18 protein-coding genes are annotated in these 20,205 nt (G+C 64.3%); 6 read left to right on the forward strand and 12 right to left on the reverse strand.

What is annotated here, in order from left to right:
• Positions 1-3: 3 nt before the first annotated feature.
• The 10 genes from ACEN2S_RS16290 to tssA form a co-directional block, all read right to left on the reverse strand.
• The gene (locus tag ACEN2S_RS16290) at positions 4-1,242 is read right to left on the reverse strand and encodes a hypothetical protein (RefSeq protein ID WP_441867809.1); all 1,239 of its coding nucleotides are present in this window, start codon (positions 1,240-1,242) and stop codon (positions 4-6) included.
• A gap of 124 nt (positions 1,243-1,366) precedes the next feature.
• Positions 1,367-4,084 carry a type VI secretion system ATPase TssH gene (tssH, locus tag ACEN2S_RS16295; protein ID WP_441867811.1) on the reverse strand — a complete coding sequence of 906 codons (2,718 nt, stop codon included), beginning with the start codon at positions 4,082-4,084 and terminating at the stop codon, positions 1,367-1,369.
• Between the two features lie 36 nt (positions 4,085-4,120).
• Entirely contained in the window at positions 4,121-5,182 is a 1,062-nt protein-coding gene (tssG, locus tag ACEN2S_RS16300) for a type VI secretion system baseplate subunit TssG (RefSeq protein ID WP_441867813.1), read from the reverse strand.
• The gene (gene tssF, locus ACEN2S_RS16305; protein ID WP_441867815.1) at positions 5,146-7,023 is read right to left on the reverse strand and encodes a type VI secretion system baseplate subunit TssF; all 1,878 of its coding nucleotides are present in this window, start codon (positions 7,021-7,023) and stop codon (positions 5,146-5,148) included. Before tssF ends, tssG begins: the two co-directional genes overlap by 37 nt.
• 6 nt (positions 7,024-7,029) lie before the next feature.
• Complete coding sequence (tssE, locus tag ACEN2S_RS16310; protein ID WP_441867817.1) at positions 7,030-7,527, reverse strand: type VI secretion system baseplate subunit TssE; 498 nt, start codon at positions 7,525-7,527, stop codon at positions 7,030-7,032.
• Positions 7,517-8,347 (reverse strand): type VI secretion system accessory protein TagJ, encoded by an 831-nt coding sequence (locus tag ACEN2S_RS16315; protein ID WP_441867819.1) that lies wholly within the window; start codon positions 8,345-8,347, stop codon positions 7,517-7,519. Before ACEN2S_RS16315 ends, tssE begins: the two co-directional genes overlap by 11 nt.
• Before the next feature lie 93 nt (positions 8,348-8,440).
• Positions 8,441-8,965 carry an Hcp family type VI secretion system effector gene (locus tag ACEN2S_RS16320; RefSeq protein WP_441867821.1) on the reverse strand — a complete coding sequence of 175 codons (525 nt, stop codon included), beginning with the start codon at positions 8,963-8,965 and terminating at the stop codon, positions 8,441-8,443.
• 182 nt (positions 8,966-9,147) lie between these two features.
• Positions 9,148-10,641 carry a type VI secretion system contractile sheath large subunit gene (tssC, locus tag ACEN2S_RS16325; protein ID WP_441867823.1) on the reverse strand — a complete coding sequence of 498 codons (1,494 nt, stop codon included), beginning with the start codon at positions 10,639-10,641 and terminating at the stop codon, positions 9,148-9,150.
• A 3-nt stretch (positions 10,642-10,644) separates the two neighbouring features.
• Positions 10,645-11,157 carry a type VI secretion system contractile sheath small subunit gene (gene tssB / locus ACEN2S_RS16330; RefSeq protein WP_441867825.1) on the reverse strand — a complete coding sequence of 171 codons (513 nt, stop codon included), beginning with the start codon at positions 11,155-11,157 and terminating at the stop codon, positions 10,645-10,647.
• Between the two features lie 85 nt (positions 11,158-11,242).
• Positions 11,243-12,283 carry a type VI secretion system protein TssA gene (gene tssA / locus ACEN2S_RS16335; RefSeq protein WP_441867827.1) on the reverse strand — a complete coding sequence of 347 codons (1,041 nt, stop codon included), beginning with the start codon at positions 12,281-12,283 and terminating at the stop codon, positions 11,243-11,245.
• Between the two features lie 492 nt (positions 12,284-12,775).
• On the opposite strand from tssA, the gene ACEN2S_RS16340 reads away from it, so the two are divergent.
• The 5 genes from ACEN2S_RS16340 to ACEN2S_RS16360 all read left to right on the forward strand — a co-directional run bounded on the left by ACEN2S_RS16340 (position 12,776) and on the right by ACEN2S_RS16360 (position 16,303).
• Positions 12,776-13,267 (forward strand): hypothetical protein, encoded by a 492-nt coding sequence (locus tag ACEN2S_RS16340; protein WP_441867829.1) that lies wholly within the window; start codon positions 12,776-12,778, stop codon positions 13,265-13,267.
• Between the two features lies 1 nt (position 13,268).
• Positions 13,269-13,892 carry a MotA/TolQ/ExbB proton channel family protein gene (locus ACEN2S_RS16345; protein WP_441867831.1) on the forward strand — a complete coding sequence of 208 codons (624 nt, stop codon included), beginning with the start codon at positions 13,269-13,271 and terminating at the stop codon, positions 13,890-13,892.
• A 5-nt stretch (positions 13,893-13,897) separates the two neighbouring features.
• Entirely contained in the window at positions 13,898-14,407 is a 510-nt protein-coding gene (locus ACEN2S_RS16350) for an ExbD/TolR family protein (protein WP_441867833.1), read from the forward strand.
• A gap of 79 nt (positions 14,408-14,486) precedes the next feature.
• Positions 14,487-14,903 carry an ExbD/TolR family protein gene (locus tag ACEN2S_RS16355; RefSeq protein ID WP_441867835.1) on the forward strand — a complete coding sequence of 139 codons (417 nt, stop codon included), beginning with the start codon at positions 14,487-14,489 and terminating at the stop codon, positions 14,901-14,903.
• A 38-nt stretch (positions 14,904-14,941) separates the two neighbouring features.
• Positions 14,942-16,303 (forward strand): DUF4384 domain-containing protein, encoded by a 1,362-nt coding sequence (locus ACEN2S_RS16360; RefSeq protein ID WP_441867837.1) that lies wholly within the window; start codon positions 14,942-14,944, stop codon positions 16,301-16,303.
• Between the two features lie 6 nt (positions 16,304-16,309).
• Here the strand turns inward: ACEN2S_RS16360 and ACEN2S_RS16365 are convergent, their stop codons facing one another.
• Positions 16,310-17,641, reverse strand: coding sequence for a caspase family protein (locus tag ACEN2S_RS16365; protein ID WP_441867839.1), 1,332 nt, complete (start codon positions 17,639-17,641; stop codon positions 16,310-16,312).
• 224 nt (positions 17,642-17,865) lie between these two features.
• On the opposite strand from ACEN2S_RS16365, the gene ACEN2S_RS16370 reads away from it, so the two are divergent.
• Entirely contained in the window at positions 17,866-18,918 is a 1,053-nt protein-coding gene (locus ACEN2S_RS16370) for an OmpA family protein (RefSeq protein WP_441867841.1), read from the forward strand.
• A 176-nt stretch (positions 18,919-19,094) separates the two neighbouring features.
• Here ACEN2S_RS16370 and ACEN2S_RS16375 read toward each other — a convergent pair whose 3' ends face one another.
• On the reverse strand, positions 19,095-19,931 hold the full coding sequence (locus tag ACEN2S_RS16375) for a DUF3883 domain-containing protein (protein ID WP_441867843.1): 837 nt from the start codon (positions 19,929-19,931) through the stop codon (positions 19,095-19,097).
• Positions 19,932-20,205 lie beyond the last annotated feature (274 nt).

A 20,205-nucleotide genomic window follows, 5' to 3' on the forward strand; every position in this document is an offset into this window, starting at 1 on the left:
AGCTCAGGCAACGGCATCAGCCACGTTCTCCACCAGATCCTTGACGGTGGTGATGATGTCCATCAGCCCTTTGCCTTCTTCCATAAGGGTACTCTTGTCGAGTTCGGCAATCTTTTGCAGCGTGGTACGGTCATCAATTTTCAGACCATTGCCCTCCATCACCGCCTGAATCTCGGCCAAGAACGCCTCGCGCTCCGCGAGCTTCTTGTTCAGCAGCGCGCCCTGCCGTTTGAGGTTCATGCATTCCGCGCCGATCTTGACGCCCTCTTTCAGCGTCTTGTTCGCGCGCATCGCCTTCATCAGCTTGTCCGCCGCCGCCCCCAGCGCATCCGCCCGGTGCATGGTCTTGGTCGTGTGCTCGCGGTAGAATTTGCGGGCCTTTTCAATGTCGGCCAGCCCGCTTTTGATCTTTTTCACCGCAAAATCAACGATGCTGCCCAGAATGGCCTTCGGGTCCTTGCCCTTGGTCACTTCCGTCCCCGCCGCCTTGATGGATTTGCCAAGCTTGCTCAGCGCCTCCAGCGGCGCCTTGAAGTCGATCTTGCTGCCGAGGTCATCCAGCCCCTCGCGCGCAAGCGCCTGTTGCAGCGCGCTTTCGCGCAGCTTCAAGAACGCCTTCAGCGCGGCTTCCAGATCCTTGCGCAGCTTGGCCTCATCCTTGAGCTGCTGCTTGACCTCCATCCCCAGCTTGTAAACTTCCATCACGATGGTCTTGTACGAGGTGACCTCGGCCCCGTGGCTGGCCACCAGCACCGCCACCGAAGAGGCGATCTTGATCACCCCGACGGTGACCTTGACCGCCGTCTTGACCCGCGCCTCTTTCAGCAGCTTGTCCTTCTGGCCCTCTTCCTTCAGCCGTTTCTCCACCGCCTTTTGCGCGGCAGGCTCGGCCGAGGCCAAAGCATTCTTGATGCTCATGTTCGCGTCGCGCAGCATCTGCTCGGCCAGCGCGAGGTTCTTTTTCGTCGGCTGTTTCATCAGCGCGTCGATTTTCCCGTCGAGGCGGATCGCCTCTTCGGTGATGATCTTCTCGTAGTCGAGCATCACCTTGTCGGCGGCGCTCTTCAGCCGGTCCATCGCGGTGCTCGGCACCGGCTTCGGCGCGGTGAGCATGCCAGAAGTGGTGACCGAAATCACCACATCCGCCCGGTATTTCGGGATATCGAGGTATTTCAGCTTCGGCTTGCTGCGGATCAGATCCACAATCGGCAGTGTCGCCGTGGTGACCGTTGTCTTCGCCATAATCGCTACTCCCTGATACGCTGGCCCGCATTGCGGACACCAAAACCATCCCGGTTGCCGGGAAACGCCTCCTTGTCTTCGCCCGCCACCGCTGTCACGGCCGCGGGCGTCTGATCACTCCGGCTCAGCTGCTGAGCGCATAGGTAAAGTTGCCCTCGGCCACATCGACGCCGACGGCCGTCACCTCCTGCCCCTCCATCAGGCGGCGCAGGAACATGCCCGAGATGTCCGGCAGCATGGTGTTGGTGACAATCGCATCAATCATCCGGCCGCCGCTTTCCAGCTCCTGACAGCGCTCGACGATCAGATCGACGACGGCATCGGTATAGGTGAAGGGCACGCCATGCGCCTCTTTCACCCGCTTCTTGATGCGGTTCAGCTGCAGCCGGGTGATGTCGGCGATCATCGAGGGGCTGAGCGGGTAATAGGGAATGGTGACAATCCGCCCCAACAGCGCCGCCGGAAAGACCTTGAGCAACGGCTCGCGCAGGGCTTTGGCGATCCCTTCGGGCTCCGGCATCAGGTCGGGGTCGGAACACAGATCCATGATCATCTCCGAGCCGACATTCGAGGTCAGCAGGATCAGCGTGTTCTTGAAGTCGATCACCCGGCCTTCGCCATCCTCCATCACGCCCTTGTCAAAGACCTGAAAGAAGACCTCATGCACATCGGGGTGCGCCTTTTCCACCTCATCCAGCAGCACGACCGAATAGGGTTTGCGCCGCACCGCCTCGGTCAGCACCCCGCCCTCGCCATAGCCGACATAGCCCGGCGGCGCGCCTTTCAGGCTGCTGACCGTATGCGCCTCCTGATATTCCGACATGTTGATGGTGATGACATTCTGCTCGCCGCCATAAAGCACCTCGGCCAGCGCCAGCGCCGTCTCGGTCTTGCCAACGCCGGAGGTGCCCGCCAGCATGAAAACCCCGATGGGTTTATTGGGGTTATCCAGCCCCGCACGGCTGGTCTGGATGCGCTTGGCGATCATCTTCATCGCGTGATCCTGACCGATCACCCGCTTGGCCAGATGGTCCTCCAGCGTGAGGACCATTTCCAGCTCATCCTTGACCATGCGGCCCACCGGGATGCCGGTCCAGTCGCCCACCACGCTTGCCACCGCCTGATGATCGACGATCGGCAGGATCAGCGGCGCGTCGCCTTGAACCGAAATCAGCTCGGCATTCGCCGCCTTTAGCGCCGCCATCAGCGCGGCCCGCGCCTCGGGCGTCAGCGGGCTGGCCGCCTCACCCGCCACGACGGGCGCGGTGCTGGTCGCATCCACCGGCGCCCCGCCCGCGCGCAATTGCGCCCGCAGATCGAGGATCTTTTCGACCACCGCCTTTTCCTGCTCCCAGCGCGCGGTCAGGCCCAGCAGCCGCTCTTCCTCATGCGCCTTGGCCAGGCCCACTGCTTCGCGCCGGTCGTCCACCTCGTAGCCCGCCGTTTCATCACGGCCGATGATCTCCAGCTCGGTGTTCAGCGCCTCAATCCGGCGGCGGCAATCATCCACCTCGGCGGGCACCGCATGCTGGCTGACCGCCACTCGCGCGCAGGCGGTATCCAGCAGGCTGACCGATTTATCGGGCAATTGCCGCGCCGGGATATAGCGCGCCGAGAGCGTCACCGCCGCCTCGATCCCCTCATCGAGGATCTGCACCCGGTGGTGTTTTTCCAGCATCGAGGCGATGCCGCGCATCATCAGGATTGCTTTCGGCACATCCGGCTCTTCGACCTTGATCACCTGAAAGCGGCGGGTCAGCGCCGGGTCTTTCTCGATGTATTTCTTATACTCGGCCCAGGTCGTCGCGCCGATGGTGCGCAAAGTGCCGCGCGCCAGCGCCGGTTTCAGCAGATTGGCGGCGTCACCCGTGCCCGCCGCCCCGCCGGCCCCCACCAAAGTATGCGTCTCATCGACGAACATCACGATGGGCGTCGGGCTGGCCTGCACCTCATCGATCACCTGCCGCAGACGGTTCTCGAACTCGCCCTTCATGCTGGCGCCCGCCTGCAACAGGCCGACATCCAGCACCAAAAGCCGCACATCCTTCAGCGCGGGCGGCACGTCGCCCCGCGCGATGCGCAGCGCAAAACCCTCAACCACCGCGGTCTTGCCCACCCCCGCCTCACCGGTCAGGATCGGGTTGTTCTGCCGCCGCCGCATCAGCACATCCACGATCTGCCGGATCTCTTCATCGCGGCCGACAATCGGGTCAATCTCGCCCTTGCGGGCCTGTTCGGTCAGATCGGTGCAATATTGCGCCAAAGCCTCGCCCTTGCCCATCGCGCCGGGCGCCATGGCGCTGCTCGCCTCGCCCGGAGAGCCGCCGCCGCCAACATGGCTGCCGTCCTGCGCGCCAAGATTGTCCTCGGGCGAGCCATCAACCACCCGCAGGAAGTTATCCGCCAGATCATCGGCCCCCACCTTGGCCAGTTCGGGCGACATCGTTTGCAGGATGTTGCGCAGCGCCGGGGTTTTCAGCATGCCCAGCATCAGATAACCGGTGCGCACCTGCGACGAGGAATAGAGCAGCGAGCCCCAGACCCAGCCACGCTCCATCGCATCCATCAGATGGTCCGAAAGATCCGAGATCGTGCTGGCCCCGCGCGGCAAAGCATCCAGCGCCCGGGTCATTTCACTCGCGATACGGCCGGGGTCGAGTTTGTAATGCTGAATGATCCGGTGCAGGTCGCTGTCCTGCAGGTTCAGGATCTGATGCAGCCAATGCACCAGCTCGACATAGGGATTGCCGCGCATTTTGCAAAACACGGCAGCGCTTTCAACACCTTGATATCCCAGCCTGTTCAACTTGCCAAACAGAGCCACGCGACTGATCTCGGTCATCTCTTTCTCACTTCCCTGTTCGGCCCTTTGGGCCGGTTACTGTGCGCCAATCACCGGATAGAGATATAAATCCGCCGCATCCGGCCTTGGCCCATCATTGTCATCCCGCGACCGTATCCAGCTTGTGTGACCAAGCCGCGTCGCGCCCCCCAACCCTGCGCTTTCCGCCCCCTCGCGCGCGAGGCAGGCGCGCGGCACCGCATCGCCCGCCAACACCAGATTGATGTCCCATTCCAGCGCATCGCCCACATAACTGCGCACCACCGCCGTCAGCCGCGCCAGCGCGTCACCGCCGGGCAACAGGCGCTGATAATCGGCCATCGAGACCGGGCCGATGATCAGCCGGAATTTCGCGGTGCGCGACCAGACCCGGGTGCCGATGCTGGTGCCCTGCCCCAGCCCCGCCGGACGGCCCAGTTGCCAGGTGTCGCCCGGCTCCAGCTCGAGCCAGGTGCCGACGAATTGCTGCACCCGCACCGGCACTTCCAGAAAAGCCGAGACGATGGCCACCAGCCCCTCGGGCGTGCGGGTGCCCTGCGCCAATAGCCCGGTGAAATGCCGCCGCGCCAGATCGGGCATCGCATCGCGATCCGCAAAGCCCGCGCCGCGGTAGCCCGCAAAGGCCGCCACCTTTTGTTCAAACGGATCATCGCCACGGTCGAAACTGGGGGCCGGACGCGCCGAGGACCAGGCACGATAGAGCAGCCCCATCATCCGGTGGGTGATCATGTCGACAAAGCCAACAAAGGTGCCGTCGCGGTGGTTGCGCTGCCGGTCGCGGGCAAATTCCGTCAGATGCAGCGGCAGCGGGCCATGCGGGCCAAACAGGCCAAAGAACCGGTTGGTCAGCCGCCCCGGCGCCGCCTCGGTCGGCGGGGTGAAGCTGCGCAGGGTCGAGGGCGGAAACGCCAGCTCCGGCGCCTGCCCCAACCGCACGCGATCCTCGCGCGGGCGGCGCGAGGTTCCCAGGCGCGGTGCCCCGGAATATTCGGCTTCAATGATCCTGAGGGCCTGAAAAACGTGATGTTCTTCAGGCTTTTCCGCCAAGCGGGCGAACAGGCTCAGATCATCCGGGCGAGGCCCGCCTGTGGTCGCCATCGTGCGATTTCCCCCCGTCGTTCCGTCTTGATGACGGTTTCGGTAAAACTGTTGATCGTCACATATTTGCGGAAGAACCGCTCCATCACCGCGCCAAGGACGTAGACGCTGGTGCCTTCAAAAAAGCTGTCGTCAAAGCCGATGGAAATCTCGAGGCCCCGCACGGCGGTCGAGAGGACCTCATCGCTCATCCGCCGCACGATGGGGCGGCTTGAGACCGAGACGATCCCCTCCAGCTGCTTTTCCGTCACCCGGTTGCCCAGGGGGGCATAAATGCCGATCAGCTCACGCAAGGCCTCGGCGGCATTTCCCTGCCCGGTCTCGGCGATGGAGAGGTAATTCAGGCTGAGATGGCTGATGAGGCGCCAGGCGGTATCGCCCTGCGCCAGCGTCGAATGTGGTCGCGTCGGCGGCACCGGCGTGCGCACGCCGCTGACCGGCCCGCCGGACGTAAGTTGAAACGTGTCCGCATCGCCGATGCTCAGAAGCAGCGGCAGATCGCGGTTGGTGCAGAGCGCCTTGACCGCCAATTGCCCCAGCCCCGCCGAATAGGGCACCTGCTTGCGGTCCACGAGCGTGAGATAGACCTCGGAGCCGAGATAGGAGGTGCGCACGCCGCGCAACCGCTCTTTCTCGGTGCGCTGCCGCATCTTGCGGCTGATCGTGTAATAGGCCGGATGATTTTCGCCCGCCGCCGTCAGATCGGTGGCCGAGTAAAACGGGCGGAAGACCACATCCTCCTCGCCCTCGCCGCTGATCCCCAGCACGCTTTGCAGCTGATAAATCTCGAAATCGAGCCCGGCGGTGCGGGCGGGCACCACATGCTGCTCGGTATCACGGGTGGTGATATGCACCCGGTCACAGCGCTTTTCAAACAGGTTCACCGCCGGCACCGCATGCAGCAAAAAGGCCTCGGGCGTGACCGCTGCCGCCAGTTGCCGCCGCCCGTCGCGCAGCAGGATATAGATATCCACCTCGGCGCCCTTGGCCTTTTTCAAGGCCGGTTGCAGCCCCTGCAACTCCACGAACAGGAACCGCTCGGGCATCGCGAAATATTCCTGCAGCAGGCGGTAGCCGTCGAAACTTTGGCGCGGGGTGGGCAGCAAGGCCTCTTCGCGCTCAAACCCTTTCGGCACCACCGCACCCTGCCGCAAGGACATCACCCAATCGTCGCGCCGGTCGCTGGAGCGTGCGGTCAGCCCCTGGGTCTCGGTGCAGAGAAGCTCATGCAGGGCCCAGGCATTGCCCGCCTGCCGGTCGAGGTGCAGCACCAGCCGGTCCATCGACAGTTCCGAGATTTTCTCGCCATTGCTGCGGCGCAGGCGCAGCCGGATCCCGGCCCGCGCCTCGACATCCCGCGCCACGCCAGCGGCCACCAGCTCGCCCCGCCCGTCGATATATTCCGCCTCGACAATTTCCACCGGCCAGAGCGTCACATCGGCGGCGGTGCGAAATTCACAAGGCGTCTGTTCCCCCTCGAGCAGGCGGCTGCGCAGCGTGCTTTCGCGCGGGATCAGATAGCCGTCGTTCAGCGCCGCATTGCTGGCATCGGGGGTAAAGGCCGCGATCATCATCGAGGGCGTCGGCGCGAGGTAATGCGGATAGACGATCTCCAGCAGATTGCTGGTGAAGGTCGGGAATTGCATCTCCAGTTCCAGCTGCACACGCGCTGCCAGAAAGGCCACCCCCTCCAGAAGCCGCTCGACATAGGGGTCGAGCACCTCGATCCCCTCCATCCCCAGCCGGGCGGCGATTTTCGGATAGGCCTGCGCAAACTCCGACCCCATGTCGCGCATGAAGGCCAGCTCGCGTTCGTAATGTTGCAAAAGGCGGGTGTCCATCGGCGGTCAGATCCTCCGCTCGATGTCGAGTTGTCCGGTGGTCACGTCGATCTTGCTGCGCAGATAGAGCTCGAGCGGCATCGGCTGCGCCCACATATCCCCGCGAATATCAAAGGCCACCTGACTGTCGCTGCCCTTGTCCTCGCTGTGCAATTCCACCCGCAGCGAGCCCGGGATGATCCGCGGCTCAAACGCCAGAATAGCCCGCTCGATCGAGCGCCCGATCAGCTCGGCGCGCAATCCGGTGGCAAATTCCCCCGAGACCTCGCGCACGCCGTAATTCAGCACCGATTTGCGCACATGCGGGTTCTCATCGGTCTCCAGCAGGCTTTCGATGCTGTTGGTGTTCAACAGCCAGGCCAGATCGCGCTGGATGATTTCCCGCAGCCGGACCACATCAATCACCCGCGACTCGCGGGTTTCCTTCAGATTGCCGGGGTCCGTGTCGGTCAGCCGGTCCAGCAGCGAGGGCTGCAACCGCTCGATCAGCGTGTTATTCGCCATGCCGCGCCCCGTCCCCCGCACCGGTTCCGGCGGGCGGGTCAAACTCCAGCCTGCGGATGTCCAGCAGCGCCACATCCGCCTGATCGGTGGTCAACAGGCGCTGGCCAAGGCCGGTAAAGGTCTCATTCCCGGCATCCGCCCAATCCGTCGCGCGGGCGAGCTTTGCCGCCGCACTGCCGGATTTCGGGGTGCCCGCATAGCGGGTGGGGATCAGCGCCACCACCTCGCCGCCATTGGCCAGCGTCAGCGTCGCCGCCGTCCAGACCGCATCGCGCAGATCGCTGGGCGGGTCCATCTCAAGCTTTTGGATCTGCGCGAAGGGCAGCCAGAAATAGCGGCCGTTCACCACCACCTCCAGCACCGGCCCCAGCCGCATATCGGCATCGGCAATCCAGGCGAAAGCGGTGCCATTCACCCGGCCCGAACTGGCGGGCGCCGCCGCAAAGGCACGGGCGCGCAGATCGGCGGCCTCGGCGGTGCTGCCCTGCGCCAGAAGCTTTTGCGCCTCAATGAGCAAGGCGAGCCATTCGGCAGGTTCGCCAAACACCAGGGGGGCTTTCTCGCCCGCGAAAACCTTCTCGCGGTAGACCTCGCAGATGATCGCCTCGCGGTAGGTCTTGGCCATCAGCTCGGCGGCAGGGTCCATCTCGGCGCTCAGCTTCAGCTGGGTAATCGCCCGCTTCCAGTCGCCCAGCACACAGAGCAGCTGAAACAGAAAGATCCGCAGCTTGGCATCCGCCGGTTTGGCCCGGATCTGTGACTGCAAGGCCGCCAGCGTGGCGTCCAGATCGCCGGATTTCAACAGATCTTCAGCGCTCATGGAATCTACCCCAACCGTCGGATTTCAAAGACTTGCCGCACAGGGCAAGCAAAGCCGGGCGCCAAAATATCCCCTTGGCGCCCGATCTCAGCGTCAGACCGAGAGCGACGCCGTGTTCTTGACGCGGCTCCAGCGGGTGACTTTCGGGGTGCCCATTTTGCCGGTTTTGTCCTGCGCGAAATAGGAGATTTCGATCGCCCCGAACTGGAACACGACCGTCTCATTGCAGACGTCATCGCCATCCGAGCCCGACCAGTTGATGTCCTGCACCATGACCATGCGGAATTCGAACTTCATGAAGGTGGCACCGGATTTATCCCCGGCGCCGCCCGAGCGGCGCAATTCGATAAACATGTCGTCGAAATGCTGGCCGGTGACCAAGGCCTGGAACAGCCCGGTCGAGGCGGTGTCGGTCTTTTTGGTGACGGTGAATTCTTTGAACGTCGCCTTGCCCGCGCCGCCGCCGCCGGTGATCGAGCCAATGTTGATCACGTTCTGCGCGCCCAGCTCGAACGAGAGAATCTCGCAGGCCTTGAGCTTGGCCATATCGTCATCCTGGGTCTCGCCCGGAATGCTGGATGCGTGGGATTTCGAATAGAGGAATGCGTCAAACGACATGTAAAGTCTCCATGGTTGAGGAATGCGGACCAAACCGCGCTGCCCGAACGGACCCCTCCCGGTGGTCCGCGACAAAGACACCCCCCACGGGATGCCAGATCTGCCTGCGCCTCAGCCGAGACGCCGTCTTCACGCCCGAACGACGGAGAGCAGGCCGGGCCCACCCTCCGTGCAGATCGGGATTACCCCTTTTCGGAGGGCAATTTCGACACCAGCCGCAGCGAGACCGACAGCCCCTCAAGCTGGTAATGCGGCCGCAGGAAGAACTTCGAGGTGTAATACCCCGGGTTGCCTTCGACCTCTTCGACGATGACCTCGGCTGCCGCCAGCGGGCGGCGGGCCTTTTCCTCATCCGGCGACGTGGCCGCCGAATAATCCACGTATTGGCTGACCCATTCCTGCAGCCAGCTTTGCATCGCGTCCCGGCTCTTGTACGAGCCGACCTTGTCGCGGACGATGCATTTCAGGTAATGCGCAAAGCGGCAGGTGGCGAAAAGATAGGGCAGACGCGCCGCCAGCGCCGCATTCGACGTGGCATCCGGATCGTCATATTCCGCCGGTTTGTGCAAAGATTGCGCGCCGATGAAGGCCGCCAGATCCGAGTTCTTGCGGTGAATCAGCGGCATCATTCCATTCTTGGCCAGTTCCGCCTCGCGCCGGTCGCCAATGGCAATTTCGGTCGGGCATTTCTGATCGACCCCGCCATCATCGGTGGCAAAAGTATGCGAGGGCAGATTGGTCAGCGCGCCGCCGGATTCGATGCCGCGGATCCGCGAGCACCAGCCATATTCCTTGAAGGACCGGTTGATGTTGACCGCCATCCCATAAGCGGCATTGACCCAGCTGTATTTCTCGCTGTCGGCACCCTCGGTGTCTTCCTCAAAGGCGAATTGCTCGACCGGTTCCGTCTTGGCGCCATAGGGCAGACGGCCCAGAAAGCGCGGCATGGCGAGGCCGATGTATTTGGAATCCTCGCTGTCGCGCAGGCTGCGCCACGAGGCATATTCCGGCGTCGAGAAGATCTTGCTCAGATCGCGCGGATTGGCCAGTTCCGACCAGCTGTCCATCTGGAAGAGCGTCGGTTTTGCCCCGGTGATCAGCGGCGCATGGGCGGCGGCGGCAATCTTGGCCATCTCGCTCAGCAGTTCGATGTCGGGCGGGGAATGGTCGAAGTGGAAATCCGCCACCAGCGAACCATAGGGCTCACCGCCGAACTGACCGAATTCTTCCTCGTAGATTTTCTTGAAGATCGGCGACTGGTCCCAGGCCGCCCCCTTGAACTTGCGCAGGGTCTTGTGCAGGTCCTTTTTCGAGACGTTCATCACGCGGATCTTCAGCATCTCGTCGGTTTCGGTGTTGTTGACGAGATAGTGCAGGCCGCGCCAGGCGCTTTCGAGCTGCTGGAATTCGGCATGGTGCAGGATCAGGTTGACCTGCTCGGTCAGTTTCTTGTCGATCTGCGCAATGATGCTCTCGATCGAGCGCAACGCGTCATCCGAGATCAGCTGTGTGTTGGCCAGCGCCTGTTGCGCCAGCACCTTGACCGCGGATTCAACGGCCGATTTGGCCTGATCGGATTTCGGGCGGAATTCCTTTTGCAGCAGGCTCTCGAACTCGGATGAGCCGAAAGCGGTGGCCCCTTGCGCCGTCTGGACCTGAGTTTGTTCTTCGGCCATGTCTTACTCCTGCTCGGATTCGGCGCCCGGCTTCGGCTGGGCGGCAAGGGTCTTCAGCAAGGCAGGATCCTGAATGATCTTGTTGATCAGCTCTTCTGCGCCGGTCTTGCCGTCCATATAGGTCATCAGATTGCTCAGCTGGGTGCGTGCATCCAGAAGCTCGCGCAGCGGCGCCACTTTGGCGGCAATCGCGGCAGGCGAGAAATCGTCCATGCTTTCAAAGGTGATATCCACCGCCAGATTGCCCTCGCCGGTCAGCGTATTGGGCACGGTAAAAGCGGCACGCGGAGCCATTGATTTCATCCGGTCATCGAAATTGTCGACGTCGATTTCCAGAAACTTGCGGTCGGCAATCGCGGGCTGTTCCACTTCGGACTTGCCGGCGAGATCGCTCATCACCCCCATCACGAAGGGCAGCTGCACCTTTTTCTCTGCCCCGTAGAGTTCGACGTCATATTCGATCTGCACACGCGGGGCCCTGTTTCGTGCAATGAATTTCTGTGAGCTGTCGGCCATGTTCTGTCCCTCGGGGTTTCACCAGTTTCGGTTGAGAAAGGGCCGGATGCCGCGGGGCGCCCGGTTTGGAGAAGAATATTACCTGTCAGTCGTCATCCTTGATGCCGCCGATGCGGTGGACCTCATCCAGCCCGTCATGCGCCATATCGGCAATGATGGTCAGGAAATCGGCATTCACCAGGCGTTTGGCCCGCGCCAAGAGGATGGGCACCGGGCTTGAGGGCTCACAGCGCGCATAATAGGCGGTGATCCGGTCCAGCATGCGGATCACATCGTCAGAGGTGTTGATGGCCCCGGTCCCGGCAGCGGCGGGCGCCGCCCCCGAAACCGTGCCGCCGCCTGCGGGGGCCGCGGCATCGCTGTCATCGTCAGGCGCATCCGCCAGGGGGCTTTCCCCGGCGTCGGCATATTGCGTCAAGACGCGGCTGATCGCGCGCAGGGTGGTGGTCAGCCGGTCAAGCTGCGGCCCCTCGCCCGGCGTGTGTTCGACGAAAACCGCATCGATCGCGCGCACATCGGCAATCGCCGTGGTCACCGCCGCGGCCAAAGCCTGCAGCCGCGCAGCGTCACTGTCGTGAAACGCCGCGGCCAGCGCCGAGGCGTCCGGCACATTCTCCATATCGGCCGCCGCGGTGGCATTGCCCTCGGCCACTTCGACATGGCGCAGGCTCATCTTGCCGAAGGTCCGGCTGTCGGTCAGCGGTGCGCGCCGCAGCGCCCGCAACACACCGTCGGGATTGGCCAGCCCCTGCACCGCATTGATCCGCATGGTGGCATCGCCATCATCCTCATCCAGCTCGGGATGCGCCGTCGGCCAATAGTCCTGCAACAGGGCCCGCACATAGCCCAGCACCTCGCCAAAAGCGACCAGACCCTTGGTGTTCAGCACCGCCTCGGCCAGAAACACCGCGGCGCGGATGTCATGGCTGCGCTGCAAGATGGCATGGGACAATTTCACGACGGCCGGATAATCCGGATCTTCGCCTTTTTGGATCTGATCACCGACCTGACGTTCTTCCCCGTGCTGAGCGGTCAGCTCAAGCTCGATGAACGCCGGATCATATTCCAAGTTCTCCCCACTCGGAACGTCGGCGCTGATGGGCACCAGCAACGCACTAAAATCCATATCCCCCCCCGAAGTATGTCCCTCGCCCTCTCCGTGACTTGAACAAGTCGGGCTCTTCATTGCGGGCCAAGGCCCGAGGACACACCGGTTTTCTGACAATCGCCTTCAACGGGCACACGAAGGTCAATTTGCCAGATCAAAAAATTACATTACGCGAAGTAAAGCTCCAACAATTTAAGGTGTCAATTCTTATTCAGGGAATGCGTCTGCGGCGGCCACAGGCCGGGGCAGGTTCCGCAGGCCCGGAGGGCACAAGCGGCACGGATGCGTCAGCCCGGCCTGACGCAAAGCGGCGCGGGCGGTTATGTCAGATGCGATGCATTTAATTTTCGGCCGCCGGCGGCATCACAGCCGGAACCGCCCGAACATGCCCGGTTTTCGGGCATCTGCCGACACAAAACAACCGGAGGGAGGTATCACAAAAATATCCCCCGTTCTGCGCCGGGCGCGCTAGCATCCGTTCACGAGATCAGTGCGAGGGGGGAAATCCGCATGAACGCCGCCAATGCCCGTCAGGGCCAGATGCCTGGCCGGAGTCCCGCGCCCCGATGGCGGCATCCGCTTGCCGCCCTGTTCTGCCTCGGCCTCGCCCTGACCGCCGCGCCGCAGACGGGGCAGAGTGAGGAAATGTCGGGAAAACTGGGGGTTGAGCTCAACAAGCTGGAGCCCGCGACCGGCGGTGGCTGTCAGGCCTATTTCCTCTTTCGCAACGAGACCGGCAAAAGCTTTGAGGCCTTTGAAATGAGCCTCGCCGTGCTGGACGCGAAAGGAGTGATCGACCGGTTGCTCACGGTCGATGCGGCTCCCCTGCCGGTCCAGCGCACCACGCTGAAGCTGTTTGCGATCCCCGAACTCGCCTGTGACAACATCTCCGAGATCCTGCTGCATGACATGGCCGCCTGCCGTCCGCAGAATGAGGGAGAGACGGATTGCTTCCCCTTCCTCGCGCTGGACAGCAAGGCCAGCGCCGCCCTGGTGCGCTAGCGTGTCGGGCCTGATGTCGATGGTCGGTGCGGGCGGGCCGATCATTCTGGTGCTGGTGGTGTTGTCGCTGGCCTCGCTGACCATCACCGCGGTCAAAATCCTCGAACTCTGGCCGGTGCGCTCGGGCGAGGCGGCGCGGGTGGCGGCGCTGGCCGATTGGGCGGCGGGCGCACGCGACGCGGCGCAGTCCCGTCTGGCGGCGGGCAAGGCCCCGGCCGACCGGGTGATGGGCTATGCGATGAGCGCGCTGGTGGCGGGCTATCGGGGCGCGCCTTTGGTGAACGAGCTGACCCGGCGCGGCAACGAGGAACTGGCGCGGATGAACCGGATGATCCGGCTGCTGGAACTGGTGGCGATGATCGCGCCGCTGTTGGGGCTTTTGGGCACGGTACTGGGGATGATCCAGTCGTTTCAGGCGCTGGCGATGGCCTCGGGCGCGGCGAATGCCTCGGTGCTGGCGGGGGGGATCTGGCAGGCGCTGCTGACCACGGCGGCGGGGCTTCTGGTCGCCATTCCGGCGGCGGTGGCGGCGACGCTTCTGGCCGGGCGGGCGGAAAGCGGCGCGCAGATGATCGAAAGCGCGGTGGGGCAGCTTCTGCTGATCGAAGAGCGACCGGGCGGCTGATCCCGATGCAAAGCGCCAGCCCCCTGATCCTGAAACGGCCCCGCGCGCCCAAAGCGTTGATTTCGCTGGTGCCGATGATTGATGTGATGCTGATCCTGCTGGTGTTTTTCATGGTCACCTCGACCTATCTGAACCTCGACATGATCCCCTCGGTCAGCCCGGCAGAGGCAGCGGCCGAAGCCCCTGCACCTGGCATCACCGCCACGGACGGGGCCGCGCCGCCGCTCTTGATCCGGCTGGGGGCGGATGGAATGCCCGCGGTGCAGGGGCAAAGCCTGACGCCCGACGCCCTGCGCGCGCTGCTGCAAACCCGTCTGGCCGCCGCCCCGGCGCAAGAGGTGCTGATCCTGCCCTCCGGCGCGGCCGATATGCAGGCGCTCGTCAGCCTGCTTGACATGGCGAGCACGGCGGGTGTGCGGAACCTGAAAGTGGTGCGGCTGGCGGCAACGACAGCGGCAGCCGCGGATGCACCGCCGCAGGGCGCAGGGCCCCCAGACCCCACGGTGCGTCCATGACACGCAAACGACTGAGAGGTAAAACAAAAGCGGCGCTGCGTTGTCTGCGGGTCACCCTATTGCGGGCGAGGGCCACCGCATGAGAATCCGCCGCCCCCTGCCCCGGCATCCGCCCGAAACCATCGTGGCGCTGATTGATGTGGTGTTCTTTTTGCTGATCTTTTTCATGCTGATCGGCCGCATGGACGCCTCGGCCCCGTTCGAAGTGCTGCCCCCCCGGGCGGTGAGTGGTGCCGATCTGCCCGCAGGCGGCGTCATTGTGGCGATCGCGGCGGATGGCGATCTGGCGCTCGATGGCACCGCGATCCTGCCGGGGGCGTTGTTGCCCGCCCTGCGCGCGCGGCTGGCGGCCGATCCGGCGCTGCCGATCCGGGTGAATGCCCATCGCGCGGCGCAGCTGCATGACGTGCTGCCCTGGATGGACCAGATCGAAGCCCTCGGCGCGCGGGATGTGGCGCTGGTGGTCACCCCGGGCGACCTGCCGGGGACACCATGAGCGGGGGGCAGATAAGCGGCACGGCGGCCGGGCACGCGGTGCGAGCGCGTGAGGCGCCAGACGCCACGCCCGCCGGACGCGCCGCCCGCTGGTCGCTGGGGCTCGGCGCCTCGGTGATGCTGCATGGCGGCGCGCTGGCGGGGCTGTTGTGGGCGACCGCCCCCCGCCCGGTTGCGGTACAACCGCCGCCCGCAAGCCAGATCAATCTGCAAAGCTACGCGGTGCCGGAAAGCCGCGCCGAACCAACCGCGCCCGAGACGGAGACCGCCCGCCCCCGCGCGGCAGAGGCCACCGCCCTTCCCCAGCGCGAAATCCGGCAATCGCGCGCCACCGCCGACCCGCTGCCGCAGGTGGCCACGCAAGCGGCGGAAACCACGGGACAAACGCTGCGTCTCAGCGCCCCAAGCGCCCCGACACAGGCGGCCCTGCCCCCCTCCGCCACCCCTTTGGCCACCGCGGCTCTGCCCAGCACCCTTGCCGCCGCCGCGAGCGCATTGCCAAACGCTGTCGTGGAAGCTGCCCCGGTGCCACAACCGCCCAGCGCGGCACCGCTGCAACCGCCCTCAACCCATGCCCGCGCGGAACTTGCCTTTGATGCGGCAGGGGCGGCGGCGGTCGATCCCCTCTCGGTCACCGCCTATCAGAGCTTTGTCGCGCCGCAAGATGCGGGCGCGGCGGCAACCGATCTGCGCGACAGGCTGACGACCCTGCTCGCCGCCGTGCCCTGCGCGCGGATTCAGCTGAACTTTGACCCCGCGACCACAACTCTGACCCTGACCGGCCATGTCCCGCAACCGGGCGCCGCGCTGCCGGTGATGCAGGCCCTGCAGGCGCAGATGGGTCAGAACATAGAGGTGCGCGATCAGCTGCAGATCCTGCCGCCCCCCTTGTGCAGCAATCTGAGCGGGATGGCGGCGGTTGGGCTGCCACCCTCAACCGATCAGATCACCAATCCGCTGCTGCTCGGCGACAGCACCCAGACCCGCAGCTTTCACTTCACCGAAGGGGAGGCCCTCGTGCTGGCGCTGCAGGGCGCAGACTACGATGCCTATGTGCAGGTGGATTATTTCGACGCCGCCGGTCAGGTGCTGCATCTGGCCCCTGCCCCCGGTGAAGGACTGAGCAAAACCCCGGCCCATGCGGCACTGACCATCGGCGCGCCCGCACCGCTGCCCGCGGGCGCGCCCGGTCTCTTCATCCAGATCGCGCCGCCCTTCGGGCAGGAGCTGGCGGTGGCCTTTGCCAGCTCGAGCCCCATAGACACCCGCAACCGTCCGCTGAGCGAACCCGCCGGACCCTATCTGGACTGGCTGCGCCAAAGCATCACCAAGGCCCGCGCCGCAGACCCGGATTTCAAAGGCGAATGGGTGTATTTTCTGGTCGAAAGCACCCCGCGCTGAGTGCCGCTATTCCGCGCGGCAGCCCCCCGCCGCCCAGGCCCGCAGGTTCAGCTTGAGCCCGCCGCCCAAAGGATGCTCCTTGGCCAAAGACCGGGTGGCGTTTTGCGACATATACACTTTGCCCTGCGCGCACAGGGCTTCTTGCGTCCAGCTGTGGCAGGTGGCGCATTTCTGCCCCTTCCACAACTCATCCGGCAAGCCTTCGATTGGCGCATAGAGCGGCGCGCCCTCGATCAGATCCGCGATGCTGTGGCCCAGAACCTCCGCATTGCCGACGGTCAGCGGCGAGCGGAAGGTGACATCGCCCGCGTCAATCACCGGCGGCGGCGCGGGCGGCTCGGGGGTCGTGGCGGGGGTGACCCCCGAGCCCACCGGATCCTTGCTGGCGTTCAGCGCAATCGCCGCCAGTTCTTCGCGCGCAATCTCGGAGAAAGTGCCCGCGGGATAAGCCTCAAGGTAGAACGCATAGGCCGCCTGCGAGCCTTCGCGCTGCGCCATTTCATACAGGCGCTTTTCCGCGCCTCTCGGCTCGGCGGGCGGAGTGGCGACGGCCAGTGCCGGGGTGAAGATGAAATTGGTGGTCAGGGACGAGCTGTCCCAGGGCGTCTGCCGTCCGCCGGTTTCCTCAATCACCGCCACGCGGACATTTTTCAGGGTCTGCTCAATCGCCTGCCCTGGCACGGTCATCTGCGTGACCAGAGCGGCGGTGAAGGGGCTGTTGCCGTCCAGCCCGTCCATGGCCACCGCCCCCGGCGCGGTCGCATAGGCCAGATAGGTGCCGGTGGGGGCCTTCATCTCGGCCAGACCATTGTCGTTGAACTCGGGAATATCCGAGAAGGGGTTGTTGCGGCAGGCATCCAGCAGGACGATGTTCACCTTGTTGCGGGCCGAAAACATCTGCCGCAGCACCGATTGCGCCTCGACCGCGACCAGATCAAGATCGGCGGCATCGCTGAGCGCCACATCCACCGGCAGCAGATAATTCGAGCCGAAACTCTGCACGCCGTGGCCCGCATAGTAAAACAGCCCCGTCGACTCTGGCCCCGCCTCGCGCAGATCGCGGCCAAAATCGGTGATCGCCCGCCGCATCTGCACCAGCGAGCTGTCGCTGAGCAAGGTGACCTTGAACCCAAGCCCCTCCAGCGTCTGTCCGATGGCCGCCGCATCGCGGGTGGGATTGTCGAGCGACGAGACGGCCTCATACCCGGAATTGCCGATGACCAGCGCGATGCGCGGCTCGGCCTCGGCGCGGCCCATGCCCAACCCGCAGGCCAGCACGACCAAAAGCGCGCCCGACAGTTGGGTCAGACCACGAAGAGCAACAGAAAAAAGGCGCAATTTTCGGACCATTTCGCAGTTCGGGAACCAGATCGGCTGAAATTAGCATGCCCGTCGCCCCGACAGGTTAACAGTGCTAATTTCACCTGGGATCGGGCATTTTCGCCCTCGATTGCAGGCGCGGCTGCGATCAGGCTTGCCACAAGCCCCGAAACCGCCTGTACTCAGCATGGGCAATCCGGATGCGGGACCTTGCCCCCCGCCACTGAGGGAGGTCGCCTGTCATGCGTCATCGCATTTTGTCCGCCGTGGCAGCACTGGCGCTGAGCTGTGGCGGCGGGTTTGCCCAGACCCTGGACCCGTTCGAGCATGGCTGGACGCTGGACCCGGCGGCTTCGGCGATCCGTTTCCTCTCGGTCAAGAAAAACTCGATTGCCGAGAGCAGCACTTTTGCAACATTTTCGGGGGTGATCGGCCCGGATGGCAGCACGAAACTGCAGATTTTGATGGATTCCGTCGATACCAAGATTGATCTGCGCAATGTGCGGATGCGCTTTTTGTTTTTTGAAACCTTCAAGTTCCCGGAGGCAACGATCACCGCGCATCTGGAGGCGGAGCAGCTCCGCGATCTGCCGCAACTGCGGCGCAAGGTGTTGGATCTGCCTCTCGTGCTGACCCTGCATGGGGTGGAGGTGCCGCTGACCGCGCAGGTCACCGTCACCCTTCTCGACAATGACCGGGTGGCGGTGAACAATTCCGCGCCGCTGATCCTGCCCTTGGCGGAATACAACCTCGAGGAAGGCCGCGCCAAACTGCAAGATGCCGCCGGGGTCGACATCCTCCCCTTTGGCTTTGTGAACTTCGATTTCTTGTTTGACCGCAACCAACCCGGCACGCCGATGGCCCCCCTGCCGACCGCCGCCGTGGCGCCCGGCGCTGCCGCGCTGGAAACCAAGGGCGATCTGGACCATGACGCCTGCGTCGGCCGGTTCGAGATTTTGTCGCGCACCGGCAATATCTATTTCAACGCCGGAAGTGCCCGGCTTGACCCGCAATCCGCGCCGCTCTTGGACAGCCTCTTCGACATTGTGCGCCGCTGCCCCGATCTGCGGGTCGAGGTGGGCGGCCATACCGACAGTGACGGCAGTGATCGCGAAAATCAGCGGTTGAGCCAGCGGCGCGCACAGGCGGTGACCGACTACCTTCTGGCCAAGGGCATCGCCGCCAGCCGGTTGGCCACCGTAGGCTATGGCGAGGCGCGCCCGGTGGTGGAAAACTCCACCCCGGAGAACAAAGGCCGCAACCGCCGGATTGAATTCGTGGCCATCGGAAACTGAGCGCCGGGGCCCTCAACCGCGATGGCGGGGCGCCCGTCCCTGCCCTCCGGGGCCGCGCCCGTTGGCCGCGGGGCTGACGGCCCCGGTGGCCAGAAAACCGCTGACCGCGGGGGGAGCCTGGCGTCATCTGGTGCGGCATGGTTCCCCAATTGAAACGTCTGACACCTGCGCCGCTGTCAGTGAAAATTCGCCTGAAAGGACGTCGCGGTCAGCGAGACATGCGCGTCCAGCGGCGGGTGCAGCTCAAACGCTTTCGGCTCGCGCGCGAAGTTCCAGAGCCGGAACAGGGACCATTCCGAACGCCGCTCCTCGGCCACGGCCAGCTCGTTGCGGCTGATATGAAAAGGCGTGCGTTCCCAGCCATTCGTCGTCTTCACCTCGATCAGGCGCGGCCGGCCGTCGGGTGCAAAGCTCGCGATATCGTAGCCGGCACCATCGCCATCCTCCTCCGACACCCACCGGACCTTGCGCGCAAGATCGTCTCTGCCCGCTGATTTCAGGGCGGCACGCTCATGCGCCAGGACGTGTTCCTCACCGGCACGGCCGAGGGCCCGGTTTCGTTCGTCTCTCGTCGCGACATCGAATTTGCGGGCGATGTGCAGCATCTGCTCCAGCTCCTGCGGCGGCAGCTGGTTCGACAACGTGGGCGGCGGCCCGATCCAGATCGGCCGTGCCTCCGCCAGGCCAGTCGGCGCTCCTGCACGCGAATGGCGGCCGAGCCACGCCGAGTTCAGCGCCAGCCAACGCGCCACGGCATCCACCAGCGTCATCTGGAAATTGAAGGCAGGCTTGTAGCCCGGGATCCAATCCTCACCCAGCCCCTTCAGCACGGCGCTGATGTTCTGGTGCTTGAACTCGACCGATCCCTCGGACCGATCATTCAACAACGGCAGGAGCCCGCGCCGGTGCTCGGCCTTGTTGTAGGGACGACTTGAGACGTCGTCGGCCAGCATCGCGAAGTAATCCGCGACGATCAGGTCGTTTTCTTGATCTGTCCAGGCCCCGTTTGACATCGCGCCAGGCTAGGGGCGGAAACTGCGTTTGTCATCAGAGACTTCGCGCAAAACTCCCAAGACATACCATCCACCACGCCGCCCGTGTCGCATCTCCGTCTGCTTTGAGACAAGCCGGAACCAGCGAAACACGGGCGCAACGCGATCCCATCAGTTCATTGAATTGTCTTGGTGTTTTGAATCCGTCTCGCCAAGAGCGCAGGGCGGGTGGAAAGAGACGGTGGGCGTTCGGAGACCGATCTTGCGCAGTCGGCCAGTCTCCGAAGGGCGGATG

The organism is Phaeovulum sp. W22_SRMD_FR3, assembly GCF_052113705.1.
Classification (GTDB): Bacteria; Pseudomonadota; Alphaproteobacteria; order Rhodobacterales; family Rhodobacteraceae; genus JBGQOG01.

Excerpts from the sequence above, each read along its gene's own strand:
- ACEN2S_RS16290 (WP_441867809.1), bottom strand. The coding sequence starts at position 1,242 with ATGGCGAAGACAACGGTCACCACGGCGACACTGCCGATTGTGGATCTG.
- tssH (WP_441867811.1), bottom strand. The coding sequence starts at position 4,084 with ATGACCGAGATCAGTCGCGTGGCTCTGTTTGGCAAGTTGAACAGGCTG.
- tssG (WP_441867813.1), bottom strand. The coding sequence starts at position 5,182 with ATGGCGACCACAGGCGGGCCTCGCCCGGATGATCTGAGCCTGTTCGCC.
- tssF (WP_441867815.1), bottom strand. The coding sequence starts at position 7,023 with ATGGACACCCGCCTTTTGCAACATTACGAACGCGAGCTGGCCTTCATG.
- tssE (WP_441867817.1), bottom strand. The coding sequence starts at position 7,527 with ATGGCGAATAACACGCTGATCGAGCGGTTGCAGCCCTCGCTGCTGGAC.
- ACEN2S_RS16315 (WP_441867819.1), bottom strand. The coding sequence starts at position 8,347 with ATGAGCGCTGAAGATCTGTTGAAATCCGGCGATCTGGACGCCACGCTG.
- ACEN2S_RS16320 (WP_441867821.1), bottom strand. The coding sequence starts at position 8,965 with ATGTCGTTTGACGCATTCCTCTATTCGAAATCCCACGCATCCAGCATT.
- tssC (WP_441867823.1), bottom strand. The coding sequence starts at position 10,641 with ATGGCCGAAGAACAAACTCAGGTCCAGACGGCGCAAGGGGCCACCGCT.
- tssB (WP_441867825.1), bottom strand. The coding sequence starts at position 11,157 with ATGGCCGACAGCTCACAGAAATTCATTGCACGAAACAGGGCCCCGCGT.
- tssA (WP_441867827.1), bottom strand. The coding sequence starts at position 12,283 with ATGGATTTTAGTGCGTTGCTGGTGCCCATCAGCGCCGACGTTCCGAGT.
- ACEN2S_RS16340 (WP_441867829.1), top strand. The coding sequence starts at position 12,776 with ATGAACGCCGCCAATGCCCGTCAGGGCCAGATGCCTGGCCGGAGTCCC.
- ACEN2S_RS16350 (WP_441867833.1), top strand. The coding sequence starts at position 13,898 with ATGCAAAGCGCCAGCCCCCTGATCCTGAAACGGCCCCGCGCGCCCAAA.
- ACEN2S_RS16355 (WP_441867835.1), top strand. The coding sequence starts at position 14,487 with ATGAGAATCCGCCGCCCCCTGCCCCGGCATCCGCCCGAAACCATCGTG.
- ACEN2S_RS16370 (WP_441867841.1), top strand. The coding sequence starts at position 17,866 with ATGCGTCATCGCATTTTGTCCGCCGTGGCAGCACTGGCGCTGAGCTGT.
- ACEN2S_RS16375 (WP_441867843.1), bottom strand. The coding sequence starts at position 19,931 with ATGTCAAACGGGGCCTGGACAGATCAAGAAAACGACCTGATCGTCGCG.